This is a genomic window from Blastomonas aquatica, from assembly GCF_014639875.1.
Lineage (GTDB): Bacteria > Pseudomonadota > Alphaproteobacteria > Sphingomonadales > Sphingomonadaceae > Blastomonas > Blastomonas aquatica.
The window spans coordinates 64,388-88,202 of record NZ_BMGD01000001.1 but is presented as its reverse complement, the minus strand read 5'-3'; the positions used below and the strand labels follow the sequence as shown (position 1 = coordinate 88,202).

20 protein-coding genes are annotated in these 23,815 nt (G+C 62.9%); 7 read left to right on the top strand and 13 right to left on the bottom strand.

Annotated elements, in window-relative coordinates:
* Positions 1–22: 22 nt before the first annotated feature.
* Together IEW00_RS00410 and purL are read right to left on the bottom strand one after the other, a co-directional pair.
* Positions 23–850, bottom strand: coding sequence for a S1/P1 nuclease (locus tag IEW00_RS00410; RefSeq protein ID WP_229736726.1), 828 nt, complete (start codon positions 848–850; stop codon positions 23–25).
* 211 nt (positions 851–1,061) lie between these two features.
* The gene (gene purL, locus IEW00_RS00405; RefSeq protein ID WP_188512395.1) at positions 1,062–3,287 is read right to left on the bottom strand and encodes a phosphoribosylformylglycinamidine synthase subunit PurL; all 2,226 of its coding nucleotides are present in this window, start codon (positions 3,285–3,287) and stop codon (positions 1,062–1,064) included.
* A 140-nt stretch (positions 3,288–3,427) separates the two neighbouring features.
* Here purL and IEW00_RS00400 point away from each other — a divergent pair, with 140 nt between their 5' ends.
* The 5 genes from IEW00_RS00400 to queA all read left to right on the top strand — a co-directional run bounded on the left by IEW00_RS00400 (position 3,428) and on the right by queA (position 7,405).
* Positions 3,428–3,676, top strand: coding sequence for an exodeoxyribonuclease VII small subunit (locus IEW00_RS00400; RefSeq protein ID WP_188512394.1), 249 nt, complete (start codon positions 3,428–3,430; stop codon positions 3,674–3,676).
* A gap of 63 nt (positions 3,677–3,739) precedes the next feature.
* Positions 3,740–4,645 (top strand): polyprenyl synthetase family protein, encoded by a 906-nt coding sequence (locus IEW00_RS00395; protein WP_188512393.1) that lies wholly within the window; start codon positions 3,740–3,742, stop codon positions 4,643–4,645.
* A gap of 79 nt (positions 4,646–4,724) precedes the next feature.
* A complete protein-coding gene (gene coaD, locus IEW00_RS00390) occupies positions 4,725–5,225 on the top strand; it encodes a pantetheine-phosphate adenylyltransferase (RefSeq protein ID WP_188512392.1) in 501 nt (166 codons plus the stop codon).
* Between the two features lie 449 nt (positions 5,226–5,674).
* Positions 5,675–6,241 (top strand): peptidylprolyl isomerase, encoded by a 567-nt coding sequence (locus IEW00_RS17650; RefSeq protein ID WP_229736795.1) that lies wholly within the window; start codon positions 5,675–5,677, stop codon positions 6,239–6,241.
* 132 nt (positions 6,242–6,373) lie between these two features.
* A complete protein-coding gene (gene queA / locus IEW00_RS00380) occupies positions 6,374–7,405 on the top strand; it encodes a tRNA preQ1(34) S-adenosylmethionine ribosyltransferase-isomerase QueA (protein WP_188512391.1) in 1,032 nt (343 codons plus the stop codon).
* Positions 7,406–7,439: 34 nt separating this feature from the next.
* Here queA and IEW00_RS00375 read toward each other — a convergent pair whose 3' ends face one another.
* The 5 genes from IEW00_RS00375 to IEW00_RS00355 all read right to left on the bottom strand — a co-directional run bounded on the left by IEW00_RS00375 (position 7,440) and on the right by IEW00_RS00355 (position 12,704).
* Positions 7,440–7,649, bottom strand: coding sequence for a hypothetical protein (locus tag IEW00_RS00375; RefSeq protein ID WP_188512390.1), 210 nt, complete (start codon positions 7,647–7,649; stop codon positions 7,440–7,442).
* Between the two features lie 76 nt (positions 7,650–7,725).
* Complete coding sequence (locus IEW00_RS00370; RefSeq protein WP_188512389.1) at positions 7,726–7,932, bottom strand: cold-shock protein; 207 nt, start codon at positions 7,930–7,932, stop codon at positions 7,726–7,728.
* A 330-nt stretch (positions 7,933–8,262) separates the two neighbouring features.
* Entirely contained in the window at positions 8,263–9,429 is a 1,167-nt protein-coding gene (locus IEW00_RS00365) for a GNAT family N-acetyltransferase (RefSeq protein ID WP_188512388.1), read from the bottom strand.
* Between the two features lie 161 nt (positions 9,430–9,590).
* Positions 9,591–11,261 (bottom strand): MFS transporter, encoded by a 1,671-nt coding sequence (locus IEW00_RS00360; RefSeq protein ID WP_188513033.1) that lies wholly within the window; start codon positions 11,259–11,261, stop codon positions 9,591–9,593.
* Between the two features lie 24 nt (positions 11,262–11,285).
* On the bottom strand, positions 11,286–12,704 hold the full coding sequence (locus tag IEW00_RS00355; protein ID WP_229736725.1) for a DcaP family trimeric outer membrane transporter: 1,419 nt from the start codon (positions 12,702–12,704) through the stop codon (positions 11,286–11,288).
* Between the two features lie 198 nt (positions 12,705–12,902).
* On the opposite strand from IEW00_RS00355, the gene acs reads away from it, so the two are divergent.
* Together acs and IEW00_RS00345 are read left to right on the top strand one after the other, a co-directional pair.
* On the top strand, positions 12,903–14,858 hold the full coding sequence (gene acs, locus IEW00_RS00350) for an acetate--CoA ligase (protein ID WP_188512387.1): 1,956 nt from the start codon (positions 12,903–12,905) through the stop codon (positions 14,856–14,858).
* Positions 14,855–15,475 (top strand): response regulator transcription factor, encoded by a 621-nt coding sequence (locus IEW00_RS00345; protein ID WP_188513031.1) that lies wholly within the window; start codon positions 14,855–14,857, stop codon positions 15,473–15,475. The genes acs and IEW00_RS00345 overlap by 4 nt, the downstream gene beginning before the upstream one ends.
* A 2-nt stretch (positions 15,476–15,477) precedes the next feature.
* On the opposite strand, the gene IEW00_RS00340 is transcribed toward IEW00_RS00345, so the two are convergent.
* From IEW00_RS00340 to IEW00_RS00315, 6 genes are all read right to left on the bottom strand, one after another.
* Positions 15,478–18,825 (bottom strand): PAS-domain containing protein, encoded by a 3,348-nt coding sequence (locus tag IEW00_RS00340; RefSeq protein WP_188512386.1) that lies wholly within the window; start codon positions 18,823–18,825, stop codon positions 15,478–15,480.
* 476 nt (positions 18,826–19,301) lie between these two features.
* Positions 19,302–19,556 (bottom strand): DUF2442 domain-containing protein, encoded by a 255-nt coding sequence (locus tag IEW00_RS00335; protein WP_188512385.1) that lies wholly within the window; start codon positions 19,554–19,556, stop codon positions 19,302–19,304.
* On the bottom strand, positions 19,540–19,782 hold the full coding sequence (locus tag IEW00_RS00330) for a DUF4160 domain-containing protein (RefSeq protein WP_188512384.1): 243 nt from the start codon (positions 19,780–19,782) through the stop codon (positions 19,540–19,542). Before IEW00_RS00330 ends, IEW00_RS00335 begins: the two co-directional genes overlap by 17 nt.
* Before the next feature lie 45 nt (positions 19,783–19,827).
* The gene (locus IEW00_RS00325) at positions 19,828–20,451 is read right to left on the bottom strand and encodes a DUF4145 domain-containing protein (protein WP_188512383.1); all 624 of its coding nucleotides are present in this window, start codon (positions 20,449–20,451) and stop codon (positions 19,828–19,830) included.
* A 6-nt stretch (positions 20,452–20,457) separates the two neighbouring features.
* The gene (locus IEW00_RS00320; protein WP_188512382.1) at positions 20,458–21,510 is read right to left on the bottom strand and encodes a ribonucleotide-diphosphate reductase subunit beta; all 1,053 of its coding nucleotides are present in this window, start codon (positions 21,508–21,510) and stop codon (positions 20,458–20,460) included.
* Positions 21,511–21,667: 157 nt separating this feature from the next.
* Positions 21,668–23,689: a ribonucleoside-diphosphate reductase subunit alpha gene (locus IEW00_RS00315; RefSeq protein ID WP_373282542.1), complete on the bottom strand. Its 2,022-nt coding sequence runs from the start codon at positions 23,687–23,689 to the stop codon at positions 21,668–21,670.
* Positions 23,690–23,815 lie beyond the last annotated feature (126 nt).

Genomic DNA, 23,815 nt, shown 5'->3' with positions numbered 1-23,815 from the left:
TTTCCTATGTGAAACCATGCTATCAGCCCAGTGCGCGTTCCAGCGCATCGGCCAGCCGAAGCCCGGCGCGCAGCACTTGCTGGCGGACGATGGGGATCATCGTGTCGATGTCGGCATCATCATGCTGCGCGCGTTCGCCGGGCTTGATCGCGGGGCCGCAGGCAGGCCCGTCCTGGGCGAGGGGATAGGCGGTTTCGCGCGCGATGCTCCAGCTTTCCAGCGCCCAGTCCTCGACCGATCCGGTGAGATACGGGCTGCGCTCTGCCGCGCTGTAGCGCCGTGCCATGGCCTCGCCTTGTGTGATCGCGCGCTCGGCGATCGGAGTGTCCCACAACCGGTGCAGGTTCATCCGGCCCTCGACGATGCCGTATGCCGCGCTGACCCGGTTGCCGCCCAGATCGCCGCGATCGCCGCCGTGCATCGGCTGGTGCATGTCGCCCATGGTGTGCACCAGCCAGGCCAGCGCTTCCAGCCGGATGTGCGCTGGCAGGGATTTGTCGGCGAGCAGCGTTTCGTTGCGTGTCACCTGCGCACCGACGCAGTTTCCGTTGGCGCAGTTGGACTTGATGTCGAACGGCTTGCAGATGTCCATGTTGATGTAATGCCAGGGCCCGGTGTAGCCCCAGCGCACATCGTCGCGGCGGACGCAATCGGCCCAGACGCTGGCATCGCCGATGTTGCGCAGCGGGCAATCAGGTGTCGCGATCAGCTTTTCCGCGGCGAACAGCGCGTTCATCCGGGCTTTTGCTTTGGGCGAGATGTTGGTCTCGGCAATCGACGCGATGGTTTTATGCCCGTATTCGCCCCAGGCCAAAGCGGGCGCGGGGAGGGCGAGAAGAGCAATCAGCAACAGTCTGGCAAGCATGGGGACGATACTCTGTAGCGGTGGGGTGGGGAGCGCACGTCCCTCGACTTCGCTCGGGAACGCAGAAAGGTTGGCACTAGGGTACTTCTAGGGAATTTAACGTATCTGGCACCCAGGTCCGTTTGTCGCGAGCCCTATGAACGGCTGGCAAGCCAGCCGCTCAGGATAAACTGCGTCGAGGGACGTATGCGCGACATCAGCCTTCCATCCAGTCGCGGAAAAATGCGAGATTGCGCTCGCGTAATTCGGAAAGGCTGACGGCCCCACCCTTGCCAAACACAATCGCATCACCGCCGGTCTGGCCGATGATCCGCGCGTTCACGTTCGCATCCTTCGCTGCCGCCAGCACCGCATCGCCATTCGCTGCGGTCACGACATAACGCCCCTGACCTTCACCAAACCAGAAACCTGCATTACGCACATGATCCAGAGCAGCGCCGATGTTCGATGCCAGCGCCATTTCGGCGACCGCAACGGCAAGTCCGCCATCGGCGCAATCGTGCACCGCGCTGACCGAACCATTGGCAATCAGCCCGGCGATGACGCCGCCTGCAGCCAGTTCGGCATCAAGATCGACCTGCGGCGGCGCGCCCTCGCGGCGACCGTGCATCACATCGAGCCACAGCGATTGGCCGAGTTCGTCGGAACCACTGCCACCGATGAGGATGATCGCCTCGCCCGCCGACTTGAACGCCAGCGTCGTCATGGTCGAGAGGTCTTCGATCAGTCCGATGGCACCGATCGCAGGGGTCGGCAGGATGGCGCGGGCGATGCCGTCCGGGCCGGTGGTTTCATTGTAAAGGCTGACATTGCCACTGACGATCGGCATATCGAGCGCCTTGCACGCTTCGCCCATGCCCTCGATGCAGCCGACGAACTGGCCCATGATCTCGGGCCGCTCGGGGTTGCCGAAGTTCATGCAGTCGGTGGTCGCCAATGGCCGCGCGCCGACGCTGATCAGGTTGCGATAGCATTCGGCGATCGCCTGCTTGCCGCCCTCGAACGGATCGGCAAAGCAATAACGCGGGGTGCAATCGGTGGTGATCGCAAGTCCCCGGTTGGTGCCGTGGATGCGAACGACGCCGGCGTCTCCGCCGGGGATCTGCACCGTATCGGCCATCACCATATGGTCGTATTGCTGCCAGATCCAGCTGCGGCTCGCCAGTGCGGGCGATGCCATCAGCGCAGTGAGGTCTGCTGCCAGATCGGCGCTTTCGGGAACATCGGTCAGCGGTGCGGGCAGCGGGGTGGTGACATAGGGTCGGTTGTACGCTGGCGCATCGTCGGCGAGCGGGCCGAGCGGGATGTCGCACACCGTCTCGCCCTTGTGCTTGAGCACCATGTGCCCGGACTCGGTGACATGGCCGATCACCGCGAAATCGAGCTCCCATTTGCGGAAAATGGCTTCGGCAAAATCCTCGCGGCCGGGCTTGAGCACCATCAGCATGCGCTCCTGCGATTCCGACAGCATCATCTCGTACGCGGTCATGTTGGTTTCACGCTGGGGAACGTTGTCGAGGTTCAGTTCGATACCGACCCCGCCCTTGCTCGCCATCTCGACGCTCGATGAGGTGAGGCCCGCAGCGCCCATGTCCTGGATCGCGACGATCGCGTCGGATGCCATCAGCTCGAGGCACGCCTCGATCAGCAGCTTTTCGGTGAACGGGTCGCCGACCTGCACGGTGGGGCGCTTTTCCTCGCTGTCCTCGCCAAATTCGGCCGATGCCATCGTCGCGCCGTGGATGCCGTCGCGGCCGGTTTTGGAGCCGACATAGACGATCGAATTGCCCGCGCCCGAGGCCGCGCTGTAGAAAATCTTGTCCTGCTCGGCGATGCCGACCGCCATCGCGTTGACCAGGATGTTGCCGTCATAGGCCGGGTCGAAATTGGTCTCGCCGCCCACGGTGGGCACACCGACGCAGTTGCCGTATCCGCCGATCCCTGCGACCACGCCCTGCACCAGATGCTTCATCTTGGGGTGATCGGGCCGCCCGAAGCGCAGCGCGTTCATCAGCGCCACGGGCCGGGCGCCCATGGTGAACACATCGCGCAAAATGCCGCCGACCCCGGTCGCCGCGCCCTGATAGGGCTCGATATAGCTGGGATGATTGTGGCTCTCCATCTTGAAGATGGCAGCCAGCGGCTTGCCGTCGGCGCCTGGGCCGATATCGACCACGCCCGCATTCTCGCCAGGGCCGCAGATCACCTGCGGCCCGGTGGTGGGCAGCGTCTTGAGGTGGATGCGCGAGCTTTTGTAGCTGCAATGCTCGGACCACATCACCGAGAAGATGCCGAGTTCCACCAGATTGGGCTCGCGGCCCAGTGCGGCGAGGATGCGCTCGTATTCGTCGGGCTTGAGGCCATGCTCGGCCACGATCTGCGGGGTGATGGTTGCCACGGGTGCTGTCTGGGTGTCGCTCATGGCCCCGCGCTTTACGCGCTGGTGGGCGCATGGGGAAGGGGGAGAATGCTCCTGATGTCACACGGCAGTTTGGGGGTGGCGCAGTGACCTGCACAGCAACCGCCTTGACCGGGCGCGGGCCAGCGGTCAAAGCTGTACCGATGAGTGAAACTGCAGCCATTTCCGCCGATCTGTCGTTCGAAGACGCCCTCAAGGAGCTAGAGGTGATCGTGCGTCAGCTCGAATCGGGTGATGTCCCGCTCGATGCATCGATCAGCCTGTACGAGCGCGGTGACCTGCTGCGCGGGCACTGCCAGAAGCGGCTTGATGTGGCGCAGGCACGGATCGAAAAGATCCGGGTCGGGGCCGATGGACAGGCTGCGGGTACCGTTCCGTTCGATGCAGACTGATATCGGCATCATCATACCAGAGGGTCAAGCCGGCGATACGACCGGGGCAGGGGATTGACGACGATGACGACCGCCACCAGCGACAGCGCGCTAGCCGATGCATTTCGCCAGATCTCCGACGATGTCGACGCGTGCTTCGATGCGCTGCTGACCGTGCCCGATGATCCGCGCGCGGTTTTGTACCAGGCGATGCGCCACGCCGCGATCGGCGGCGGTAAGCGGGTGCGCCCGCTGCTGCTGACCGCCACTGCAGCTATGTTCAATGTCGATCGTGCGCTGGCCGTCAGGGTCGCTTGCGCGGTCGAGGCGATCCATGTCTATTCGCTGATCCATGACGATCTGCCCTGCATGGATGACGACGACATGCGGCGCGGCAAACCCACCGTGCACAAGGCGTTCAACGATGCGGTCGCAGTGCTAGCCGGCGATTCGCTGCACGCGCTGGCGTTCGAGATCCTCGCCGGCAGCCAGTCTCACCCCGATCCGTTCATCCGCGCCGACCTGATCGTCACGCTGGCCGAAGCGAGCGGCCCCAACGGCATGGCCGGCGGCCAGATGATGGATCTTGAGGCGGAAAACGCGAAGTTCGACCTGCCGACGGTGACCAAGCTGCAGCGGCTGAAGACCGGCGCGCTGATCGCGGCCTCGGTCGAAATGGGCGCGATCCTCGCCAACGTTCCGGTCGAGGGGCGCACCGCCTTGCGCGGCTATGCCCGCGATATCGGCCTTGCCTTCCAGATCGCAGATGACATCATGGATGTCGAAGGCGACGAGGCGCTGGCCGGAAAGGCGCTCAACAAGGATGCGGCGGCGGGCAAGGAAACCTTCCTGTCGTTGCTCGGGCTAGAGCGGGCGCGCGAACAGGCGTTCTTCCTGGTCGATCAGGCGATCGGCCATCTGGCGAGCCATGGGCGCGAGGCGGATCTGCTTCGCGCGCTGGCGCGTTACATCGTCGAGCGAGATACCTGATCGCCTGACCTGCTGCCACGACCGGGCTGCTGTGCATCAGGAGTGCATCAGCGCCAATTCTGCAACAAGGAATTCCAGCATGCGTATCGGGGTCTATCCAGGAACATTCGATCCCATCACTTTGGGGCATATGGACATTCTGCGGCGCGGGGCAAAGCTGGTCGATCGGCTGGTGGTCGGCGTGACCACCAATCCGTCCAAGAACCCGATGTTCAGCGTCGACGAGCGCATGGCGATGGTCCGCCGCGAAACCGCCGATATGGGCGCTGCGATCCATGTCGTGTCGTTCAATTCGCTGCTGATGGATTTTGCCGAGCGCGAAGGTGCCAGCATGATTGTGCGCGGCCTGCGCGCGGTCGCCGATTTCGAGTACGAATACCAGATGGCGGGGATGAACCAGCAGCTCAACCACCGCATCGAGACGGTGTTCTTGATGGCCGACGTCTCGCTGCAGCCGATCGCCTCGCGACTGGTCAAGGAGATCGCGAGCTATGGCGGGCAGATCAACCGGTTCGTCACCGATGCGGTGCGGGTCGATGTCGAAAAGCGGGTGCGCGAAATCGGCCTCAAGGGTGATTGACCACACAGCCGCCTGCAACCACGCAGTTCATTCATGACAGGCTCAGATGCTTTGGCTATAGCCGGGCACTGATCGCCGCCGGGTTCCGTTTTATACCCCGCCTGACTGTAACAGGAATGCCTGCCTTTATGCCCAAGATGTTCAAATCGCTTGCTGCCTTGCTGTTCGTGCCGATGCTGCTTTCGCCGCTCGCGTTGCATGCCCAGGGCGCACCAGCCACCGAGCAATCGGCAGAACAGCAGCAGAGAGCCAGCGAAAAGGAAGCGGCGCGGCTGGAAAAGGCACGCCAGAAGGAAGAACGCGCTGCTGAAAAGGCCGCAGCGAAGCAGGCCAAGGCCGATGCAAAGGCTGTCGAGGAAGCCGAAGAGGCGGCAGAGGACGCTGCCGAAGACGCCAAGGATTCCGGGGCTGCAACGGACGCGACATCCGTTACCGCTGCGCTTCCCGTCATCCCTGCGCCCGACAAGGCCGAGCCTGACAACATCCTGTACCTCGATCTTTCGACCGGTGGCCGGGTGTCGATCCAGCTGTACCCTGAGATTGCGCCCAATCATGTCGAGCGGATCAAGACACTGACCCAGCAGGGTTTTTACGATGGCGTCATCTTCCATCGCGTCATCGAAGGGTTCATGGCGCAGACCGGTGACCCCACCGGTACCGGCACCGGCGGATCGGACCTTCCCGACGTTGCAGCCGAGTTTAACAAGTTCCCGCATCTGCGCGGCAGCCTTTCGATGGCCCGCGCACAGGATCCCAACAGCGCCAACAGCCAGTTCTTCATCGTCTTCTATCCCCGCTTCTCGCTCGACAACAGCTACACCAACCTGGGCCGGGTGTTTGCTGGAATGGAGTATGTCGACATCATCCCGCGCGGCGAACCGCCTGTGGCACCCGCCCGCATCTTGCAGGCTTCGCTCAAGACGCAGAACAAGCCCGAGCCGAATTATGCCGCCGCAGCGCAGCCTGCCGAGCGTGCGATCTCGGTTGATGATCTGAACGCGCCGATCAGCAACTGAGCGGCAGGGCTTCGTTGCATTCCATCGTCATTCACGCGAAAGCGGGAGTCCCGCTTGCATCGCAACCATAGTCGTTAAAGCGGGACCCCCGCGTACGCGGGGGCGGAGGGTAAGGCTAAGGCAAACGGCACAATGCGCGTTGATGATTTTGATTTCGAGCTTCCTCCCGAACGCATTGCCTTGCGCCCGGTGCGCCCGCGTGATTCCGCGCGAATGCTCTGCGTACGCGGCGATGGCATGACCGATGCGCATGTCCGCGATCTTCCCGGGCTGCTCAATCCCGGTGACTGCCTGGTGTTCAACGACACCCGCGTAATCCCGGCGCAGCTTGACGGCGTCAAACTGGGCGGGCGGGCGCGGATCGGTGCGACGCTGCACAAGCGGATCGATTTGCGCCGCTGGCAGGCGTTTGTCCGCAACGCGCGGCGGCTGCGGCTGGGCGATGTCATCGATTTCGGCGCGGACGTTTTCGCAGATGTCGAGGCGCGGGGCGCCGATGGCTCGATCACGCTAGCGTTTCAAGGCACCGATCCGGTCGAGCTGCTGCTCGAGCGGGCAGGCACCATGCCCCTGCCGCCTTACATCGCTGCCAAGCGCGCGATCGATGCTGCCGACCGCGAAGACTACCAGACCCGCTTTGCGCAGAAGGACGGCGCGGTCGCAGCGCCGACTGCCTCACTGCACTTCACAGATGACCTGATGGCCGGGCTGGCCGATGCGGGTATCGAACACGCGATGCTGACGCTCCATGTCGGCGCAGGGACGTTTCTTCCGGTCAAGGCCGACGACACCGCCGATCACCAGATGCATGCGGAATGGGGCCGGATCGATGCCGACACCGCAGCAAGGCTCAACGCGGTGCGGGGGCGTGGCAACCGGGTGATCGCGGTGGGCACCACGGTGCTCAGACTGATCGAAAGCGCTGCGCGCGAAAATGGCCAGATCGCGCCGTTCGAGGGCGACACTTCGATCTTCATCACCCCGGGCTATCGTTTTCGGGCGGTCGATGGCCTCATGACCAACTTCCACCTGCCGCGTTCGACACTGTTCATGCTGGTCTCGGCACTGATGGGGCTTGATGTGATGAAAGCGGCTTACGCTTATGCCGTTGAAAACGAATATCGTTTTTATTCCTACGGGGACTCGTCTCTGTTGCTTCCGTAAAAGCCTTTGGAACGTCGGCAGACCCCGGTTGATGCTACTTTGTTGCGTAATCCCCCGGGCGAGCGCCGAAATGCTCCTGCGCGAACGCACGCGCTGCAGTTGCAGTTTTGAACAGCTCTTCCTGCAACAGCGCAGTTACCAGCGGGTAACCCTGGGAGTTGTAACGGGTTGAGCGCACCGTAAGCCGGACATTACCATCGGCATCCTTATTGATAAGGAACGGACGACTGTTTGGATCGGTCATATTTTACCTCCAGTTAACTTAGCTCTGCAGGGAAACGAGGCAGCGGGACCGCATTGGCCACACTGCCTCGTACTCATCAGGCAGCCTGAAGATTCACTGCAGAGGTCTTGCCGCGCTGATCGGTTTCCAGTTCGTAAGAAACGACCTGATCCTTGTCGAGCGTACGCATTCCAGCGCGTTCGACGGCTGAAATGTGCACGAACGCATCATCGCCGCCATCATTTGGCGCAATGAAGCCATAGCCCTTGTCGGCGTTAAAAAATTTCACGGTTCCGGTAGTCATATGGATAATCCTTTATCCCAAGTATGACGGGCATGCACCAACAGCGGCGCATCCCGGCTTCAGTAGTGCTAGAAAGGGATAAGAGGTGGCATAAAGCTGCCGATTATCCGTCGCATGCGACGTAAGCTCATCTGCCTTATCAGATTGTTCAGATTATGAAAGAGAATTCTGAATTTGACGACACCGCGACCCTGAGGTGTTTTGAAACGCGACAAATGGTATCGTTTCGGTAGCCTTCGCGCCATGCCTTTGTTGCAGGCTGCGCGGGGCCGGCAGCTTTTGATCTGGATTTGGGCGCGGTGCCGATCATCGGCCCCTGCGGCGCTGGTCTCAGTTGGCAGCAAACCGCGCAAACGGCCAGCGCGATGCCTTGAGCGCTTCGGTCAGCCCGGTTGCCAGCGCCCGCGTGGTCGATCCTGTGGTTTCCTCCCATTTGGGTCGAAGCAGAGCCGCGATCTGCAGGTTGCGTACGATCAGCATGTCATGAATGAGCGCGCCGGGCTTCGCGCCCAGATCCTGCTTGTAGCCGCTATCGCCAGAGCCCCAGTCGATTTGGCGAACACCCCGCGCGATGCTGTCGTCGGCGGCATGGACCGTGATGATCTGGCCCGGGGAAAACGCGGCAAAGGCCAGATCGTAACTGCTGGCGATGCCGTACTGCAGCGGCCCTGTGGTCAGATCGAGTGAAAAGGCGATCGGCGTGTCACCGACATAAAGGATAGCTGCGGCCAGCATTTCGGCGATGGCCGGATCGGCGACCGCGCTTTGCCAATGTGCCATCATCGCAGGGTTGAGGAACTTTGCGCCGCTGCGGTCGGTGCGTGTGCCGACCCAGCTGTGCGCCTCGATCCGCGCAAGATCGGCAAACACCTGGCGCGACCAGTCGGCACCGCGCACGATGCGCATCGTCACCGGCCCATGGTCCGCCAGCTTTGTAGCAAACCTGCGCATTTTCCTGCGGCGCGAGGCACTGGGCCATGCGGTGGTGCCATCGGCGCTGACGATGTCCTGGATGAAGGTCTGCCCCATCTGACGGACAAGGACGCTCCAGCCCTTCGTCCGCGCCGCTTCGACCATCATCACCGCCAGCGGATCGCTGTCATAGATCGGTCCCAGCCTCAACAGCGGCCCCATTGCGCGCTGCGCAATGGGGTTTTCGAACACGCCAGCAATGTCGTCGACTGTCGTGTCTGTCGCCATGGCAATGCTTCGGAACGGCCAGTAGCTGCCGGCGATCGCGCGCGCGCGCAGCAGCTTGGGCCCGATGGACCGCAGCGGCAGCGCCAGCACCGGGCTGCCATCACACCGTCTTGCGACCAGTGTCGAAAGCGCTCCAGGATCCCCCCGGGAAAACCAGGCCTCGCGCAGGAAATGCAGCGCCTGTGGCGCTTCGGCCGCCAGCGTGTCGACCTCGGGGGGGATGCCGGTGACCAGACGGCAGTCCATGCTGCCCAGCGCCGCCGCGCCCGTCAGCATGTCGTGTCGTCCAATGTGCATCCTGGGCGCCTCCAAGGGTAAATCGAGACCAAGGTTATGCCACCCAGACGATAACCGAAGGTAAATCCGGGGCTTTTTGAAGTGTGCACTTTCTAAAGCAAAAGCGCCCCGTCGGTAAAGACGAAGCGCTCTTGCCGGATTGAAGTGGAGGGATGGCCCGGTCAGTCGTCGATATTGCGGCGGAAGGTTTCGGGCAGGAACAGCAGGCCGATGACCACGGTTGCGGCTGCCACCACCACCGGATACCACAGGCCGTAGTAGATGTTGCCGGTGGCAGCGACCATCGCGAAAGCCGTGGTGGGAAGGAAGCCGCCGAACCAGCCATTGCCGATATGATAGGGCAGCGACATCGAGGTATAGCGGATGCGGCTGGGGAACAGTTCCACCAGCAGCGCGGCGATGGGCCCGTAAACCATCGTCACCAGCATCGCCAAGGCCCACAGTATGGCGACGACCGCCACCTTGTCGATCCGGGCATTGTCGGCCTTGTCGGGATAGCCGACCGCAACCAAGCCAGCCTTCAACTCGCCCTGGAACGCCGCGATCGCGGCCCTCCTGTCGTCGCCCTGCAGGCTGGCAGGATTGGGCGCGGTGAACACCGTGCTACCCACGCTGACCGTGGCGATCGTGCCGGGAGCGGCCTCGACATTGGCATAGCTGACGCCCGCCTTGGCGAGATAGGTCTTGGCGATGTCGCAGCTGGTGCTTTCGAAGGTGTTCTTGCCCACCGGATCGAACTGGAATGAGCACTCGTCAGCGTGCGCAGTGATCGTCACCGGGGCTGCGGCCTGCGCTTCGGCGAGCGCGGGGTTGGCGGCCTGGGTCAGTGCGCCGAACAGCGGGAAGTACAATACCGCCGCCAGTGCGCAGCCGCCCAGGATGATCGGCTTGCGGCCGATCTTGTCCGATAGCCAGCCGAAGAAGACGAAGAACGGCGTGGCGAGGGCAAGCGCGATCGCGATCAGGATATTGGCCGTTGCGCCATCGACCCGCAGCGTCTTTTCGAGGAAGAACAGCGCATAGAACTGGCCAGCGTACCAGACCACCGCCTGGCCCATGACCGCGCCCAGCAGCGCGATGATCACCCAGCGCAGGTTGCCCCATTTGGCAAACGCTTCGGTGAGCGGCGCTTTTGAAGTGGTGCCTTCGTCCTTCATTTTCTGGAAGACCGGGCTTTCGTTGAGCTGCATCCGGATCCACATCGAGACACCCAGCAGCAGGATCGAGATCAGGAACGGTACGCGCCAGCCCCACGCGGCAAACGCCTCTTCGCCCAGCGCATAACGGATGCCGATGACCACCAGCAGCGCCGCGAACAGCCCGAAGGTCGCCGTGGTCTGGATCCAGCTGGTGTAAAGCCCGCGCTTGCCCTCGGGAGCGTGCTCGGCGACATAGGTCGCAGCGCCGCCGTACTCGCCGCCCAGCGCCAGGCCTTGGGCAAGCCGCAGCGCGACCAGGATGATGGGAGCGGCAACCCCGATCGAGGCATAGCTGGGGAGCAGGCCGACCGCGAAGGTCGACAGCCCCATGATCCCCATGGTCACCAGAAACGTGTTCTTGCGGCCGACCATATCGCCGATCCGCCCGAAGACGATCGCACCAAACGGTCGCACCGCAAAGCCTGCAGCGAAAGCTGCGAGCGCGAAGATGAATCCGGTGGTCTCGTTGACGCCCGAGAAGAACTGCACCGAGATATAGGTCGCAAGCAGCCCGTAAAGGTAGAAATCATACCATTCGAACACCGTGCCCAGGGACGAAGCGGCGATGACCATCTTCTCCCCCTGCGTTGCCTTGTGATGCTTTGGCAGTGCATCCACTGGTTGTGTCGCCATCATCCCCACTCCTTGGTTGTTGCTTTAGAAGGTGTATTTCGCTGCCATCTCGACCCGGTCCATCTGCCCTTTCAGGCCACTGACGACTTCCCGTTGAGCGTGGCGATACTCGATGCCGAAATCCAGATTCCTGACCGGAGACCAGAACAGGTTCCCCGCAAAGCTATAGGCTTCGAGGTTGCTCATCCCTGGTATGATGATGCCGGTGGGGTAATCGACATGCTGATACCCCACCATCAAGGTGGAGCGGATCGTCGGGGTCCAGCCGAGCTTGAGCGCGGCAAACCCGGCAAAATTGTTCACGACATGCAGCCGGTTATCGACGGCCGCGTCATAAATGGCGTCAGGAGCGAAACCTACGGTGAAATAGCGGCCCATGCCATGGCCATAAGTGGCCAGAAAGCGCAGGTCGTGCCGCCCCTTTGGCCCGAAGGGGATTTTGCCGCCCGTTGTCACGCCCCAGCCGAACGCGGTGTCGCCCACGCCATTGTTCTGAACCGACAGCTGGCGCACCAGTGCTGCGATATGCACGTCACCGAATGTGCCTTTGTACGCAAGCTTGGTGACGAGGTCGGGGATGCGGTCCTGGTCGTTATCGACCAGCGCGGGAGACAGTCTTGATTCGGTTTCGGTCTGCGGGTTCTCGGCCGCGAGATACAGATCAAGGCCATCGCCAAGCGGCTGCCTGTACTGGATCATCATCTGCCGCACGAAGATCGCGCCGTCCATCGGCCCCACGAAATCGGTGGTTTCAGGCAGGTGGGCCGGGTTCTGAAAGGTGGTCCATTCCTGGCCGATCAGCCAGTTGCCATAATGGATGAAGCCGCGGCGGAAGGTTGGCACATAGGGGTTCGTCGCCCGCTGCGCCCCCAGCGGCGCGGCCGCCAGGGCAAAGTCGAACTCGATCACGCTTTTCAGATCCTTGTCGCCAAGCGGCGTGGAGGCGCTGAATGCCAGCCGGGTCTGGCGGGCGTGGCCGATGATGTCGCGGCTGCTCTGGCCGCCGACCGGGATCTGCTGTGGGAGGTAGAATTCCTTGCCGAGCGATCCGCCGGGGACTTCGCCGTCATCATAACGGGTTGCTATGCCGACCACCTTGACGAACCCACCCAGCTTGAAGGTCGTGCTGCCGACGCGGAAGCCTTCTGCCGGACCGGCGGGCCTGCTTTCCAGCGTGGCGAGCTTGGTGGCGGTCTCTTCGCTGCGTACTGCGGCCTGGCTCGCCGCAACGGCGGTCTGCGCCTGCTCGCTGCGCGTGGCCCCCAGATCGGCGCGTAGCGCGGCCATCTCGGCCTCGAGCTTGAGTAATCGTTCCTCGAGCACCTTTTCGCGGGTGCTCTGGGTGCTCTGGTCCAGCGTGCTTTGGGCAAACGCGGTCTGCGGCGCGACCAGCACGCTGGTTCCCAGCAATATCAGCCATAGCGGGCGTCTGGCCTTTGGCATTGCACCTCTCCTGAAACGCAGGTCCGGGTTGTTCCCGGTTGTCGGTGCAGTGTTTGCTCAAAGCGGATCGCGCGCCATCTGGACCATGGTCTCATGCGTACGACCTTTGTCTAAGGTCCGGCCCTTGTCGCAGAAGGCTAGTATGGTAGCAGCAAAGCGCCCAAGACCTTGCCAACGACAAGCCAGGAGAGAGACGACATGGCCGACAGCATCTATCCCGTGCCCACAGATTGGGCGGACAACGCCCTTGTCACCGCAGCGGTGTATGACGAGCGTTACCGGATGTCGCTCGACGATCCCGATACCTTCTGGCGCGAGGAGGCTGCGCGGCTCGACTGGATCAAGCCGTTTTCCACCGTCAAGGAAACCAGCTTCAACGAGGCGGATTTCGGCATCCGCTGGTTTGGCGATGGCACGCTCAATCTCGCCGCCAACTGCCTCGACCGGCATCTGGCCGAACGTGGCGATACCGTCGCCATCCTGTGGGAGGCGGACGATCCAGCCGAAGCCGGTCGCGCGATCACCTATCGCGAACTCCACGAGCAGGTCTGCCGCTTTGCCAATCTGCTGAAAGCGCATGGCGTCAGGCGCGGCGAGCGGGTGACGCTGTATCTGCCGATGGTGCCAGAAGCCGCCGTGGCAATGCTGGCGTGTGCGCGAATCGGTGCGATCCATTCGGTGGTGTTCGCGGGCTTCTCGCCCGAGGCGCTCGCAGGGCGCATCCAGGATTGCGACAGCCGCATCGTCGTCACGGCAGATGAAGGCTTGCGCGCGGGCAAGCGCGTGCCGCTCAAGGCCAATGTCGATGCCGCGCTTGGCCATCATTGCGAGGCGGTGGACACCGTCATCGTTCTCAAGCGCACCGGCGCAGACGTGGCCATGGTGGAGGGGCGCGACATCGACTGGGCCACCGGCGTCGCTGCGCAATCGGCGGACTGCCCGGCAGAGGAAATGGGCGCGGAGGATCCGCTGTTCATCCTGTATACCTCGGGCTCGACCGGCAAGCCCAAGGGCGTGCTGCACACCACCGGCGGTTACAGCGTCTGGGCGGCGATGACCTTCCAATACGTGTTCGATTACCGCCCCGGCCAGATCTTCTGGTGCGCCGCCGATGTCGGCTGGGTCACCGGGCACAGCTATGTCGTCTATGCCCCGCTGATGATGGGCGCGACCACGGTGATGTTCGAAGGCGTGCCGACCTGGCCCGATCCCTCGCGCTTCTGGCAGGTTGTCGACAAATTCGGCGTCGAGATCTTCTACGGCGCGCCGACGGCGTTGCGCGCGCTGATGCGCGAGGGCGATGACTGGGTAACGAAGACCAGCCGCAAGACGCTGCGCCTGCTGGGATCGGTGGGCGAGCCGATCAATCCCGAGGCCTGGGAGTGGTATCACCGCGTCGTCGGCGAGGGCCGCTGCCCGATCGTGGATACCTGGTGGCAGACCGAGACCGGCGCCTGCATGATGACGCCATTGCCGGGCGCGCACGCGCTCAAGCCCGGCTCGGCCGCGATGCCGATGTTCGGGGTCAAGCCGCTGCTGCTGACCCCCGAAGGCCAGGTGATCGAAGGCGCTGGCGAGGGTTGCCTTGCCATCGCCGACAGTTGGCCCGGCCAGATGCGCACCGTGTGGGGCGATCACGATCGGTTCTTCCAGACCTATTTTACCACCTTCAAGGGGCTGTATTTCACAGGCGACGGCTGCAAGCGCGATACCGACGGCTATTATTGGATCACCGGGCGGATCGATGATGTCATCAACGTCTCGGGCCACCGCATGGGCACCGCCGAGATCGAGAGCGCGCTGGTCGCGCATCCCAAGGTGGCAGAGGCTGCCGTTGTCGGAATGCCGCACGATGTGAAGGGGCAGGGCATCTATGCCTTCGTCACCACCAATGTCGAGGTGGAGCCTGACGAGGCGCTGCGCCGCGAGCTGGTGCAATGGGTGCGCCGCGAAATCGGCCCGATTGCAACGCCCGATATCATCCAGTTCACCCCCGCGCTGCCCAAGACCCGCTCGGGCAAGATCATGCGCCGCATCCTGCGCAAGATCGGCGAGAACGACCTCACCAATCTGGGCGATACATCGACGCTTGCCGATCCTGCGGTTGTCGATCATCTTTTGAGCGAAAGACCGCAACCGGCAGACGCAAAATAGAAACGATCCTGATCGCGGATGACCACCCGCTGTTTCGGCAGGCGCTCGTGCTTGCCGTGACCCGGGTGGCACCGCAGGCCCAGATTCTGGAATGCGGCACGCTCGCTGCCGCTGCCCGCGCGGCGGCTGCAGCAGATGGGCTGCGCCTGATCCTGCTCGATCTCAAGATGCCCGGCGCGATCGGCTATTCCGGCATCGCGCTGCTGCATGCCGAAAGGCCCGAGGTGCCGATTCTGGTCGTCTCGAGCGCTGAAGGGGCAGGCGTCGCCGATGAAGCGCGGCAACTGGGGGCGATCGGGTTCCTTTCCAAGGACAGCGACCTCGACACCATCGAGCAGGCCATAGCGCGGGCACTCGGAGGACGTGCCACAAAGCCCGCGCCAAGCGGCCCGCACGAAGCGGTGCAGCAGGAGATCGCCTCGCTCACCCCGACTCAGCTCAGGGTGCTGCTCGAGGTGCTCGACGGCAAGCTCAACAAGCAGATCGCGCACGACCTGGGAATGAGCGAGGCGACGGTGAAGGCGCACATGACCGTGATCATGCGCAAGCTGGGGGTGCAAAACCGTACCCAGGCGGCCTTGGTCGCGCGCTCGCTGGGGCTAAACCTCAGGCATTGATGTCAGGGCGGGACCGCAGCTTCTGCCAGAAATCCCTCGATGTCGGCCGCCGCCGCCGGTTTTGCGATCACCGGCACCCTCAATGCACCGGCGCGCCGGACCAGTTCGGGCGAGCCTTGCGCGGTGACCAGCGCTGCAGGCAGGCCCGGGTGCTGCAGCCGCAGCGCCGCGATCAGCGCCAGCCCGTCGGTCGCGGTGCCGAGATGGAAATCGATCAGCGCCGCATCGAACGGCCCGGCAGCCGCCAGCGCCTGTACCGGATCGGCAGCGCCGGTCGTGCGATGGCCCAGGCTCGCCAGCATCGACAGCGTGCCCTCGACGATCATCGGGTCGTTGTCGACCACCAGCACATGCAGCGCGCGCGTGGGCGACGTTGTGGGGACCGCGCGGGCAAGCGCTGCTGCTGCGATCTGCGGCGCGCCCAGCGGCAGCGACAGGCTGAACCGGCTACCCTTTCCAGGTACCGATTGCACCGAGATCGCCCCGCCCAGCAGCCGCGCGATCCGTTCGGCGAGCGCGAGGCCCAGTCCCAGCCCATCGGCCTCGACCTCGCCCAGCCGGGTGAATTCGGTAAAGATGTCATGGATCTGCTCGGGCGCGATGCCGACGCCGGTGTCGTAGACATCGATCCGCACCCGGTCCCCGCGACGACGGCTGCCGATCAGCACGCCGCCGTGCTGCGTATAGCGCAGCGCATTGGAGAGGAAGTTCTGCACGACAGAGCGCAGTAGGCCGGGGTCGGTGTGAACATCGCCGGGCAGCGCGCCGATCCGCAAGGCCAAGCCCTTGGCATCGGCCATCGGCATGAAGCTTTGCGCCAGATCGGTCAGGAACGGCGCGAGTGCGACCGGCTCGGGGCTGGGTTCCACCCCGCCTGCATCCAGCCGGCTAATATCGAGCAGTGCGCGGATCAGGCCATCGGCGGCGCTGATCGCGCTGTCGACCCGGCCTGCGAGCATCTGGGTGTTCGGCTCGGCATCGCGCGACAATGCTGCGGTGAACAGCCGCGCGGCATGCAGTGGCTGCAGCAGATCGTGGCTGGCGGCGGCGAGGAACCGCGTCTTGTCACGCGTCGCCTCAGCCAGCTGGCGGTTGGCGGCGCTCAATTCGCCGGTGCGTTCGGCGACGCGCTGTTCGAGCTGCGCCAGCGTACGTTCGAGCTCGTCGCGGGTACGCGCCTCGTCGCTGATGTCGGTGAAGCTGGTGACATAGCCGCCGCCGGGCATCGGGCCACCGACGGTCTTGATCACCCGGCCGTCCTTGCGCTGCCGCTCGAAGCTGTGCGGCTGCCCGCGCCGCATGTGGTTCAAGCGCTTGCGGACATGATGCTCGACACCCTCCGACCCGAAATCGCCCAGCCGCGCATTGTAGCGGATCAGATCGGCGATCGGCGTACCGACGCGGACCAGCACGGCTGGATAGCCGAAGATGTTGAGATACTGGCTGTTCCACGCGACGAGGTTCATCTCGGAATCGACCACGCTGATCCCGGCATCGACATGCTCGAAGGTCGCAGCCAGCAGCTCGCGCGAGAAACGCAGCGACTGGCCGCGCTCGCCTAGCAATCTAGTCACATCGGCCAGGCTCATCTGGCTGCCTGCGAGTGCCGAGGCGACCAGTGCGCGCGCCGAGGAAGCCCCGACCACGCGCGCGATCAGGTCGCGCGCACGCTGCGCCGCCGCGCGGGTGATCGGAACACCGGGGGCGGCATCGGGAAACTCGGCATGCGCACGCTCCTGCCCGACAAAGCTTGCGGTGAGCCGGGCGAGGTCATCGAGATCGCTGATCTTTTGCTGCCCGCGCAGTGTCCACAGCAGTGGTGGTGTCTGCACCTTGCGCGCGGCGACGACGCTGTAGGCGAGCAGATTGCACCCCAGGCTCCACGCGACGCCGTGCACCAGGGGCGAGGCATTGCCGATACCGAACAGCCGCAGCGGATCGAGCAGGCTGCCCGCCAGCGCCTCGGCCCATGCGGGAGGCAATATCGGCGGAAGCGCCAGCGTGTAGAGCCACAGCGCGAACCCGATGCTCAGGCTGACTCGCGCCGCCAGCGCATCGCGCCCGTTGGCGCGCGTCGCCAGGATCAAGTGCGGGGTGAACTGCGCCATCGCGGCAAAGGCGACGAGGCCGATCGACGCCAGCGTGTTCTGCGCCGGGATCAGCAGCGCCCAGGCGAGCGCGGCGATCACGATGCCCAGGATCGACAGCCGCCGGACCTGCAGCATCCGCTTGCCCAGCGCGCCTTCGGCGCCATCGGGCTGGCGGGTGCGGAGCAGGGCGGGGAAGATCAGATCGTTGGAGACCATGGTCGCCAGCGCGGTCGAATCGACGATCACCATCGATGCCGCCGCGCTGATCCCTCCGATCAGCGCGAGTGCGAGCACCGCGCTGCTGCCGCCCAGCGCGGGCACCTGAAGCACATACAGGTCCGCGCCTGCGCCATCAGCGCCCGTCTGCATCAGGCTGGCCCCGGCGAGCGCGATCGGCAGTGCCATCAGCGCCATGACCGCCAGATACGCCGCGAGGCCAAAGCGCGCGCGGTCGAGCGATCCGGGCTCCTGCGCCTCGACCAGCCCCATATAGAACTGCCGCGGCAGCGCGATGATCGCCATGATCGAGATCAGGAAGATGACGCCGAAATCGACCGACAGCCGCTCGGGCTGGAAATTGGCGGCAAGCAGCGTCATGCCATCGCTGACTGCTGCTGCATCGGCCTTGATCAGCAGGCTTACCGCGACTCCTGCCACCGCGGTGAGCGCAACGATCTTGATCACCGATTCAAGCCCGATGGCATAGACCAGTCCCTCGCTGCGCCCGGCCAGCTCGTACCGGCGCGCGCCGAACAGGATTGCGAACAGCGCCAGCAGCGCCGCCGCGCCGATCATTGTCGCCTCGGAAATCGGGCGGCCCGAGGCAAAGGCCAGCGCCCCGCCGATCGAGCGGAACTGCAGCGCGACATAGGGAATGGTGCCAACCAGTGCGATCAGCGTGACCAGCCGCGCAACCCCGCCATCGTGGCCAAAGCGCGCGGCGATGAAATCGGACACCGTGGTCGCCTGCTCTTCGGCCACCGCATGCGCCAGCCGCCGCAAAAAGCGCGGCGCGCCCAGCAACAGGCAGATCGGGGCAAGATAGATCGGCAGATACTGCCAGCCATCGCGCACGATGCTGCCCACCGCGCCATAGAAGGTCCAGCTCGAGCAATAGACGCCCAGCGCCAGCGTATACGCGCCATGCCGCAGCCAGGGCCGCCGCACCGCCAGCCCCGCACGCCCCTCGACCACCGCCGCCACCGCAAACAGCAGCGCGATCATCGCAAGCCCGAACAATGCCGCCGACGGCAAGCTCATGCTGGTGTGTCCATCCCCCCAAAGGCGCGAGCGCCGTGGCTCAGAGGTTAGGGGAGGGGGCGGGAGAGGTGCAACTTATTCCTGTGGGGGGCGTCAGGCCACGAAGCGATTAGCTTATTGGGTATGACATGCATTGCAGCAATGATAACATCCATTTGACTGGTTGTAGGTCCTCTTGGCCTCCGTTACTGCACCATGACAACTCGTGTGAATCCCCAAATCCTTTTGGTTGGCTGCGGCTGGCATGTACGAACATCCTGTTGTCTTGTTGTGCACCTCGTGGTCGCCGTTCGACTGGACCTGCGTGTTGACGATAAACTGGGGCATTGATCACTCTCCTGTTGATTGGGCAGCCTAGCAAAGGGCGGCGGCACACTCAGAAAAGGCTGGTCCGAATCGGTCTTAAACGCGCGCGCGCGACGCATTTCCGGCAAGAATGAAACCGAAATGGTGCATGGGTCGGCGAGCTGAAAGTTTCAGGCCGCTGCTTGCTTTGGCCGGGTCTGGTCTCCGCGCCCAGCGAGCAGGCCAGCGATGGAAATGTCTTCGTCCAGTTCTTCCCAATGAAGGCCTGCGCGGCTGAGAAAACAATTCTCGCGCTGCTTTGGCGTTGCGTGCAGCAACCGAGGGAACCAGGCCAGCGGAATACCCAAAGTCCGGCCGTCTTCCAGATCGATCCACATCGAATCCTCATCGAAGCGCACGGCCAGCGGTTCAGGAGAAAAAGTCATTCCATGCCCTTTCGATCTGCCCGCGCCTGCCTTCGATGATCATCGACAGCTCGCGCAACGTAGCAGGAGAGAAGCCGAGATTATACGCCAGTGCGACTTCGGGCCAAAGCCAGAACTTCGCATTGTCGCGGCCTCTGCGAACATGGACATGCACTGGCTCGCGAGGATTGCCCTCGTTGGCGAAGAAGTGGAAGTGAAAGCCATTGTAGCGAAAGACGACTGGCATGGCGAGGCCCTTAAACGTTTATTGGACCGAGAACGCCAGTCGATTTCACTCTTCTACCAACCCCGGCTTTGCGCGCCGATGTACAGCAGAAGGCAATGTAAACGCATACCTCAAAAAATTCTCGATAAAATTTCGTAATTCTTCTGCTTCAGATATGGTGAAAGGCTCGTCATCATGCGCTGCATCGTTGCCACCTAAGCGTACTTCATGGGCCCATTTACCCATGTCTTCAGTCAGTGCGCCTTTAGCAACAAGAGCTTCTATACGACTGTATAATGACTTAGAGGTGGATTCAGGACTTAGCAACTTTGTTGCCGATTCTAAACATTTTCGAAACATCATAGCTGCAGCATCGAAGTGTCCGTTTATCAGGCTAGCGGTAGCTTGCTCAAAATATCTTGAGGTAGTTGGTGGTGTATCGGCAGGTGCGGCTCCAGAGGCCTCATCAGGCCATTGCCTCAACAAAGTTATGCGATGTGAGCTTATATGGCCATTGTACCCACAGGGGTCAGCACCCCCACTCCATTCCCAAATAACGCCTTCTGAACAAGCACCGCAGATAAAAAGTGCTCTGTTTCCATCATTCTCAGATTTCCAAGATGACTTTGCAGTGAACGCTACATCTTGCGTTCTACAATAAGGACAGTTTCTTTTAGCAACTACGCCCACAATGCCTCACTCCGCAGCGATCCCCGCCTGCTTGAACATGTCCTCGCTGTCGTCGATCACCGCGACCTCGTTGGCCGCGCCCTTCTTCTGGCGCTTGTCGAAGGCGCTCCAGACGTCGTTCCAGTTGCCGCGCGTGGCGCCCTTGGAATATTCGGTGGAGCGGGTCTCGAAGAAGTTGGCGTGCTCGACGCCATTGAGCAGCGGGGCGAGCCAGGGGAGCGGGTGGTCCTCGATCATGTACACCGGCTGGAAGCCCAGCTGGCCCAGGCGCCAGTCGGCGATGTAGCGGATGTAGCGCTTGATCTCCTTGGCGGTCATGCCGTGGACGGGGCCGTCCTGGAACGCCAGATCGATGAACGCATCTTCCAGCCGCACGGTCTTCTGGCAGCAGTCGATGATGTCCTCTTTCACCGCCTTGGTCAGGCATCCGCGCTCGGCGCAGAACGCGTGGAACAGCTTGGTGATGCCCTCGCAGTGCAGGCTTTCGTCGCGCACCGACCAGCTGACGATCTGCCCCATGCCCTTCATCTTGTTGAAGCGCGGGAAGTTCATCAGCATCGCGAACGAGGCGAACAGCTGCAGGCCTTCAGTGAAGCCGCCGAACATCGCGAGCGTGCGCGCGATGTCCTCGTCATTGTCGACGCCGAACTCGGCGAGGTAATCGTGCTTGGCCTTCATCTCCTCATATTCGAGGAACATGCCGTACTCGCTTTCGGGCATGCCGATGGTGTCGAGCAGATGGCTGTAGGCGGCGATGTGCACGGTTTCCATGTTCGAAAACGCGGTCAGCATCATCTTGACCTCGGTCGGCTTGAACACGCGGCCGTATTTGTCGTGATAGCAGTTCTGCACCTCGACATCGGCCTGGGTGAAGAAGCGGAAGATCTGCGTGAGCAAGGTGCGCTCATGCTCGGTCAGCTTCTGCGCCCAGTCGCGGCAATCCTCGCCCAGAGGCACTTCCTCGGGCATCCAGTGGATCTGCTGCTGGCGCTTCCAGAAATCATAGGCCCAGGGGTATTCGAAAGGCTTGTACTGGGTGCGGGCTTCGAGAAGGGACATGTGCGGTTACTCCTTGGTCCCTCTCGCGATGGGAGAGGGAGGGATGCGCGGCGGCATCCATTGTGCGTTAAAAACTCAAATCAGGTACGAAATGCGGATGCAGTGCAATCTCGCCCTGGACCCCGGATCACGTCCGGGGAACGGGGAGGGGATTGCGTCACTGACAGGCCAGGCATTCGTCGTAATCCGTCGTCTCGCCCAGTTCGAACTTGGGCGCCTCGATGGTGTTGTCGGCCTCGACGCCGCCGGCAAAGCCTGCGCGCTGGACGCTCTTGGAACGCAGGTAATAGAGCGACTTGATGCCCAGCTCCCATGCACGGAAGTGCAGCATCAGCAGGTCCCATTTGTCGACGTCGGCGGGGATGAACAGGTTCAGCGACTGCGCCTGGTCGATATAGGGCGTGCGGTCGGCTGCCAGTTCGAGCAGCCACCTTTGGTCGATCTCGAAGCTGGTCTTGAAAGTGTCCTTTTCTTCCTGGCTCAGGAAGTCGAGATGCTGGACGCTGCCGCCCTTCTCGAGGATCGTGTTCCACACATTGGTCGAATCCTTCGACTTTTCGCGCAGCACCTTTTCCAGATACGGGTTCTTGACCACGAAGCTGCCCGAGAGCGTCTTGTGGGTGTAGATGTTCGCCGGGATCGGCTCGATGCACGCCGAGGTGCCGCCGCAGATGATGCTGATCGACGCGGTCGGCGCGATCGCCATCTTGCAGCTGAAGCGTTCCATCACGCCCTGATCGGCGGCATCGGGGCAGGGGCCGCGTTCCTTGGCGAGCATCATCGAGGCTTCGGATGCCTTGGCGGCGATGTGCTTGAAGATCTTCATGTTCCACGACTTGGCGAGCGCGGATTCAAAGCCCAGACCGCGCGCCTGCAGGAACGAATGGAAGCCCATCACGCCCATGCCGACCGAGCGTTCGCGCATCGCGCTGTAGCGGGCGCGCGCCATTTCGGGCGGGGCGCGGTCGATATAATCTTGCAGCACGTTGTCGAGGAAACGCATGATGTCCTCGATGAACAATTTGTCGTCGTGCCACTGGTCCCAGGTCTCGATGTTGAGCGACGACAGGCAGCACACCGCGGTGCGGTCGTTGCCCAGGTGATCGCGGCCCGTGGGAAGCGTGATCTCGCTGCACAGGTTCGAGGTCGAGACCTTGAGGCCGAGCTCGCGGTGATGCCGGGGCATCATCCGGTTCACGGTGTCGTTGAACACGATGTACGGCTCGCCGGTGGCAAGGCGGGTTTCAACGAGCTTCTGGAACAGAGCGCGCGCGTTCACCGTGTTGCGAACGCTGCCGTCCTTGGGGCTGACCAAGTCGAAATCGGCGCCATCGCGCACCGCTTCCATGAACTTGTCGGTCAGCAATACGCCATGGTGCAGGTTCAGCGCCTTGCGGTTGAAGTCGCCGGAGGCCTTCCGGATTTCAAGGAACTCCTCGATCTCGGGGTGCGAGACATCGAGATAGCACGCCGCCGAACCACGCCGCAGCGAGCCCTGAGAGATCGCCAGCGTCAGCGAATCCATCACGCGGACGAACGGAATGATTCCGCTGGTCTTGCCGTTGAGGCCGACCGGTTCGCCGATGCCGCGGACATTGCCCCAATAGGTGCCGATGCCGCCGCCGCGCGAGGCCAGCCAGACGTTCTCGTTCCAGGTGTTGACGATGCCTTCGAGGCTGTCATCGACGCTGTTGAGATAGCACGAGATCGGAAGACCCCGGCCCGTGCCGCCGTTCGACAGCACCGGGGTCGCGGGCATGAACCACAGCTTGGAGATATAGTCATACAATCGCTGGGCATGCGCCTGATCGTCGGCATAGGCATCGGCGACGCGCGCGAACAGGTCCTGATAGTTCTCGCCGGGCAGCAGGTAGCGGTCTTCGAGCGTTTCCTTGCCGAAATCGGTGAGCAGCGCATCACGGCTGTTGTCGGTTTGAATCGTGAAGCGACGCTCTTCGACGGTCTTGCTGTCGCGCACATCGGCGGGCAGCGCGGCGGCAGCCTGAGTCGCGGCCATCGCGATCAGTGCCAGCTCGTCAGCGCTGGATTCGCCCGACGCAAGGCCTGCGCCTGAGGACGCGCCTGTCGCGGTTGCAATTCCTGCCTTTTCGGCTGCGTCCAGTACATCTGATTCACCCATATCGCCTGCGTTGCCTTTGACCGTATCTCTGAAATCCATGACGTCCCCGTAACCTGTTGGGCGGATGTTTGTTCCGCTAATGTTCGACTCGGAGCGCAAGCGTTCCGTATAGCATCTTGTAGGGTTGAGCGGGGGAAAACTTATCCCCAACAGTTAGCCGGAAAA

Excerpts from the sequence above, each read along its gene's own strand:
- purL (WP_188512395.1), bottom strand. The coding sequence starts at position 3,287 with ATGAGCGACACCCAGACAGCACCCGTGGCAACCATCACCCCGCAGATC.
- IEW00_RS00400 (WP_188512394.1), top strand. The coding sequence starts at position 3,428 with ATGAGTGAAACTGCAGCCATTTCCGCCGATCTGTCGTTCGAAGACGCC.
- IEW00_RS00395 (WP_188512393.1), top strand. The coding sequence starts at position 3,740 with ATGACGACCGCCACCAGCGACAGCGCGCTAGCCGATGCATTTCGCCAG.
- coaD (WP_188512392.1), top strand. The coding sequence starts at position 4,725 with ATGCGTATCGGGGTCTATCCAGGAACATTCGATCCCATCACTTTGGGG.
- queA (WP_188512391.1), top strand. The coding sequence starts at position 6,374 with ATGCGCGTTGATGATTTTGATTTCGAGCTTCCTCCCGAACGCATTGCC.
- IEW00_RS00375 (WP_188512390.1), bottom strand. The coding sequence starts at position 7,649 with ATGACCGATCCAAACAGTCGTCCGTTCCTTATCAATAAGGATGCCGAT.
- IEW00_RS00370 (WP_188512389.1), bottom strand. The coding sequence starts at position 7,932 with ATGACTACCGGAACCGTGAAATTTTTTAACGCCGACAAGGGCTATGGC.
- IEW00_RS00365 (WP_188512388.1), bottom strand. The coding sequence starts at position 9,429 with ATGCACATTGGACGACACGACATGCTGACGGGCGCGGCGGCGCTGGGC.
- IEW00_RS00360 (WP_188513033.1), bottom strand. The coding sequence starts at position 11,261 with ATGGCGACACAACCAGTGGATGCACTGCCAAAGCATCACAAGGCAACG.
- IEW00_RS00355 (WP_229736725.1), bottom strand. The coding sequence starts at position 12,704 with ATGCCAAAGGCCAGACGCCCGCTATGGCTGATATTGCTGGGAACCAGC.
- acs (WP_188512387.1), top strand. The coding sequence starts at position 12,903 with ATGGCCGACAGCATCTATCCCGTGCCCACAGATTGGGCGGACAACGCC.
- IEW00_RS00340 (WP_188512386.1), bottom strand. The coding sequence starts at position 18,825 with ATGAGCTTGCCGTCGGCGGCATTGTTCGGGCTTGCGATGATCGCGCTG.
- IEW00_RS00335 (WP_188512385.1), bottom strand. The coding sequence starts at position 19,556 with ATGACTTTTTCTCCTGAACCGCTGGCCGTGCGCTTCGATGAGGATTCG.
- IEW00_RS00330 (WP_188512384.1), bottom strand. The coding sequence starts at position 19,782 with ATGCCAGTCGTCTTTCGCTACAATGGCTTTCACTTCCACTTCTTCGCC.
- IEW00_RS00320 (WP_188512382.1), bottom strand. The coding sequence starts at position 21,510 with ATGTCCCTTCTCGAAGCCCGCACCCAGTACAAGCCTTTCGAATACCCC.
- IEW00_RS00315 (WP_373282542.1), bottom strand. The coding sequence starts at position 23,689 with ATGGATTTCAGAGATACGGTCAAAGGCAACGCAGGCGATATGGGTGAA.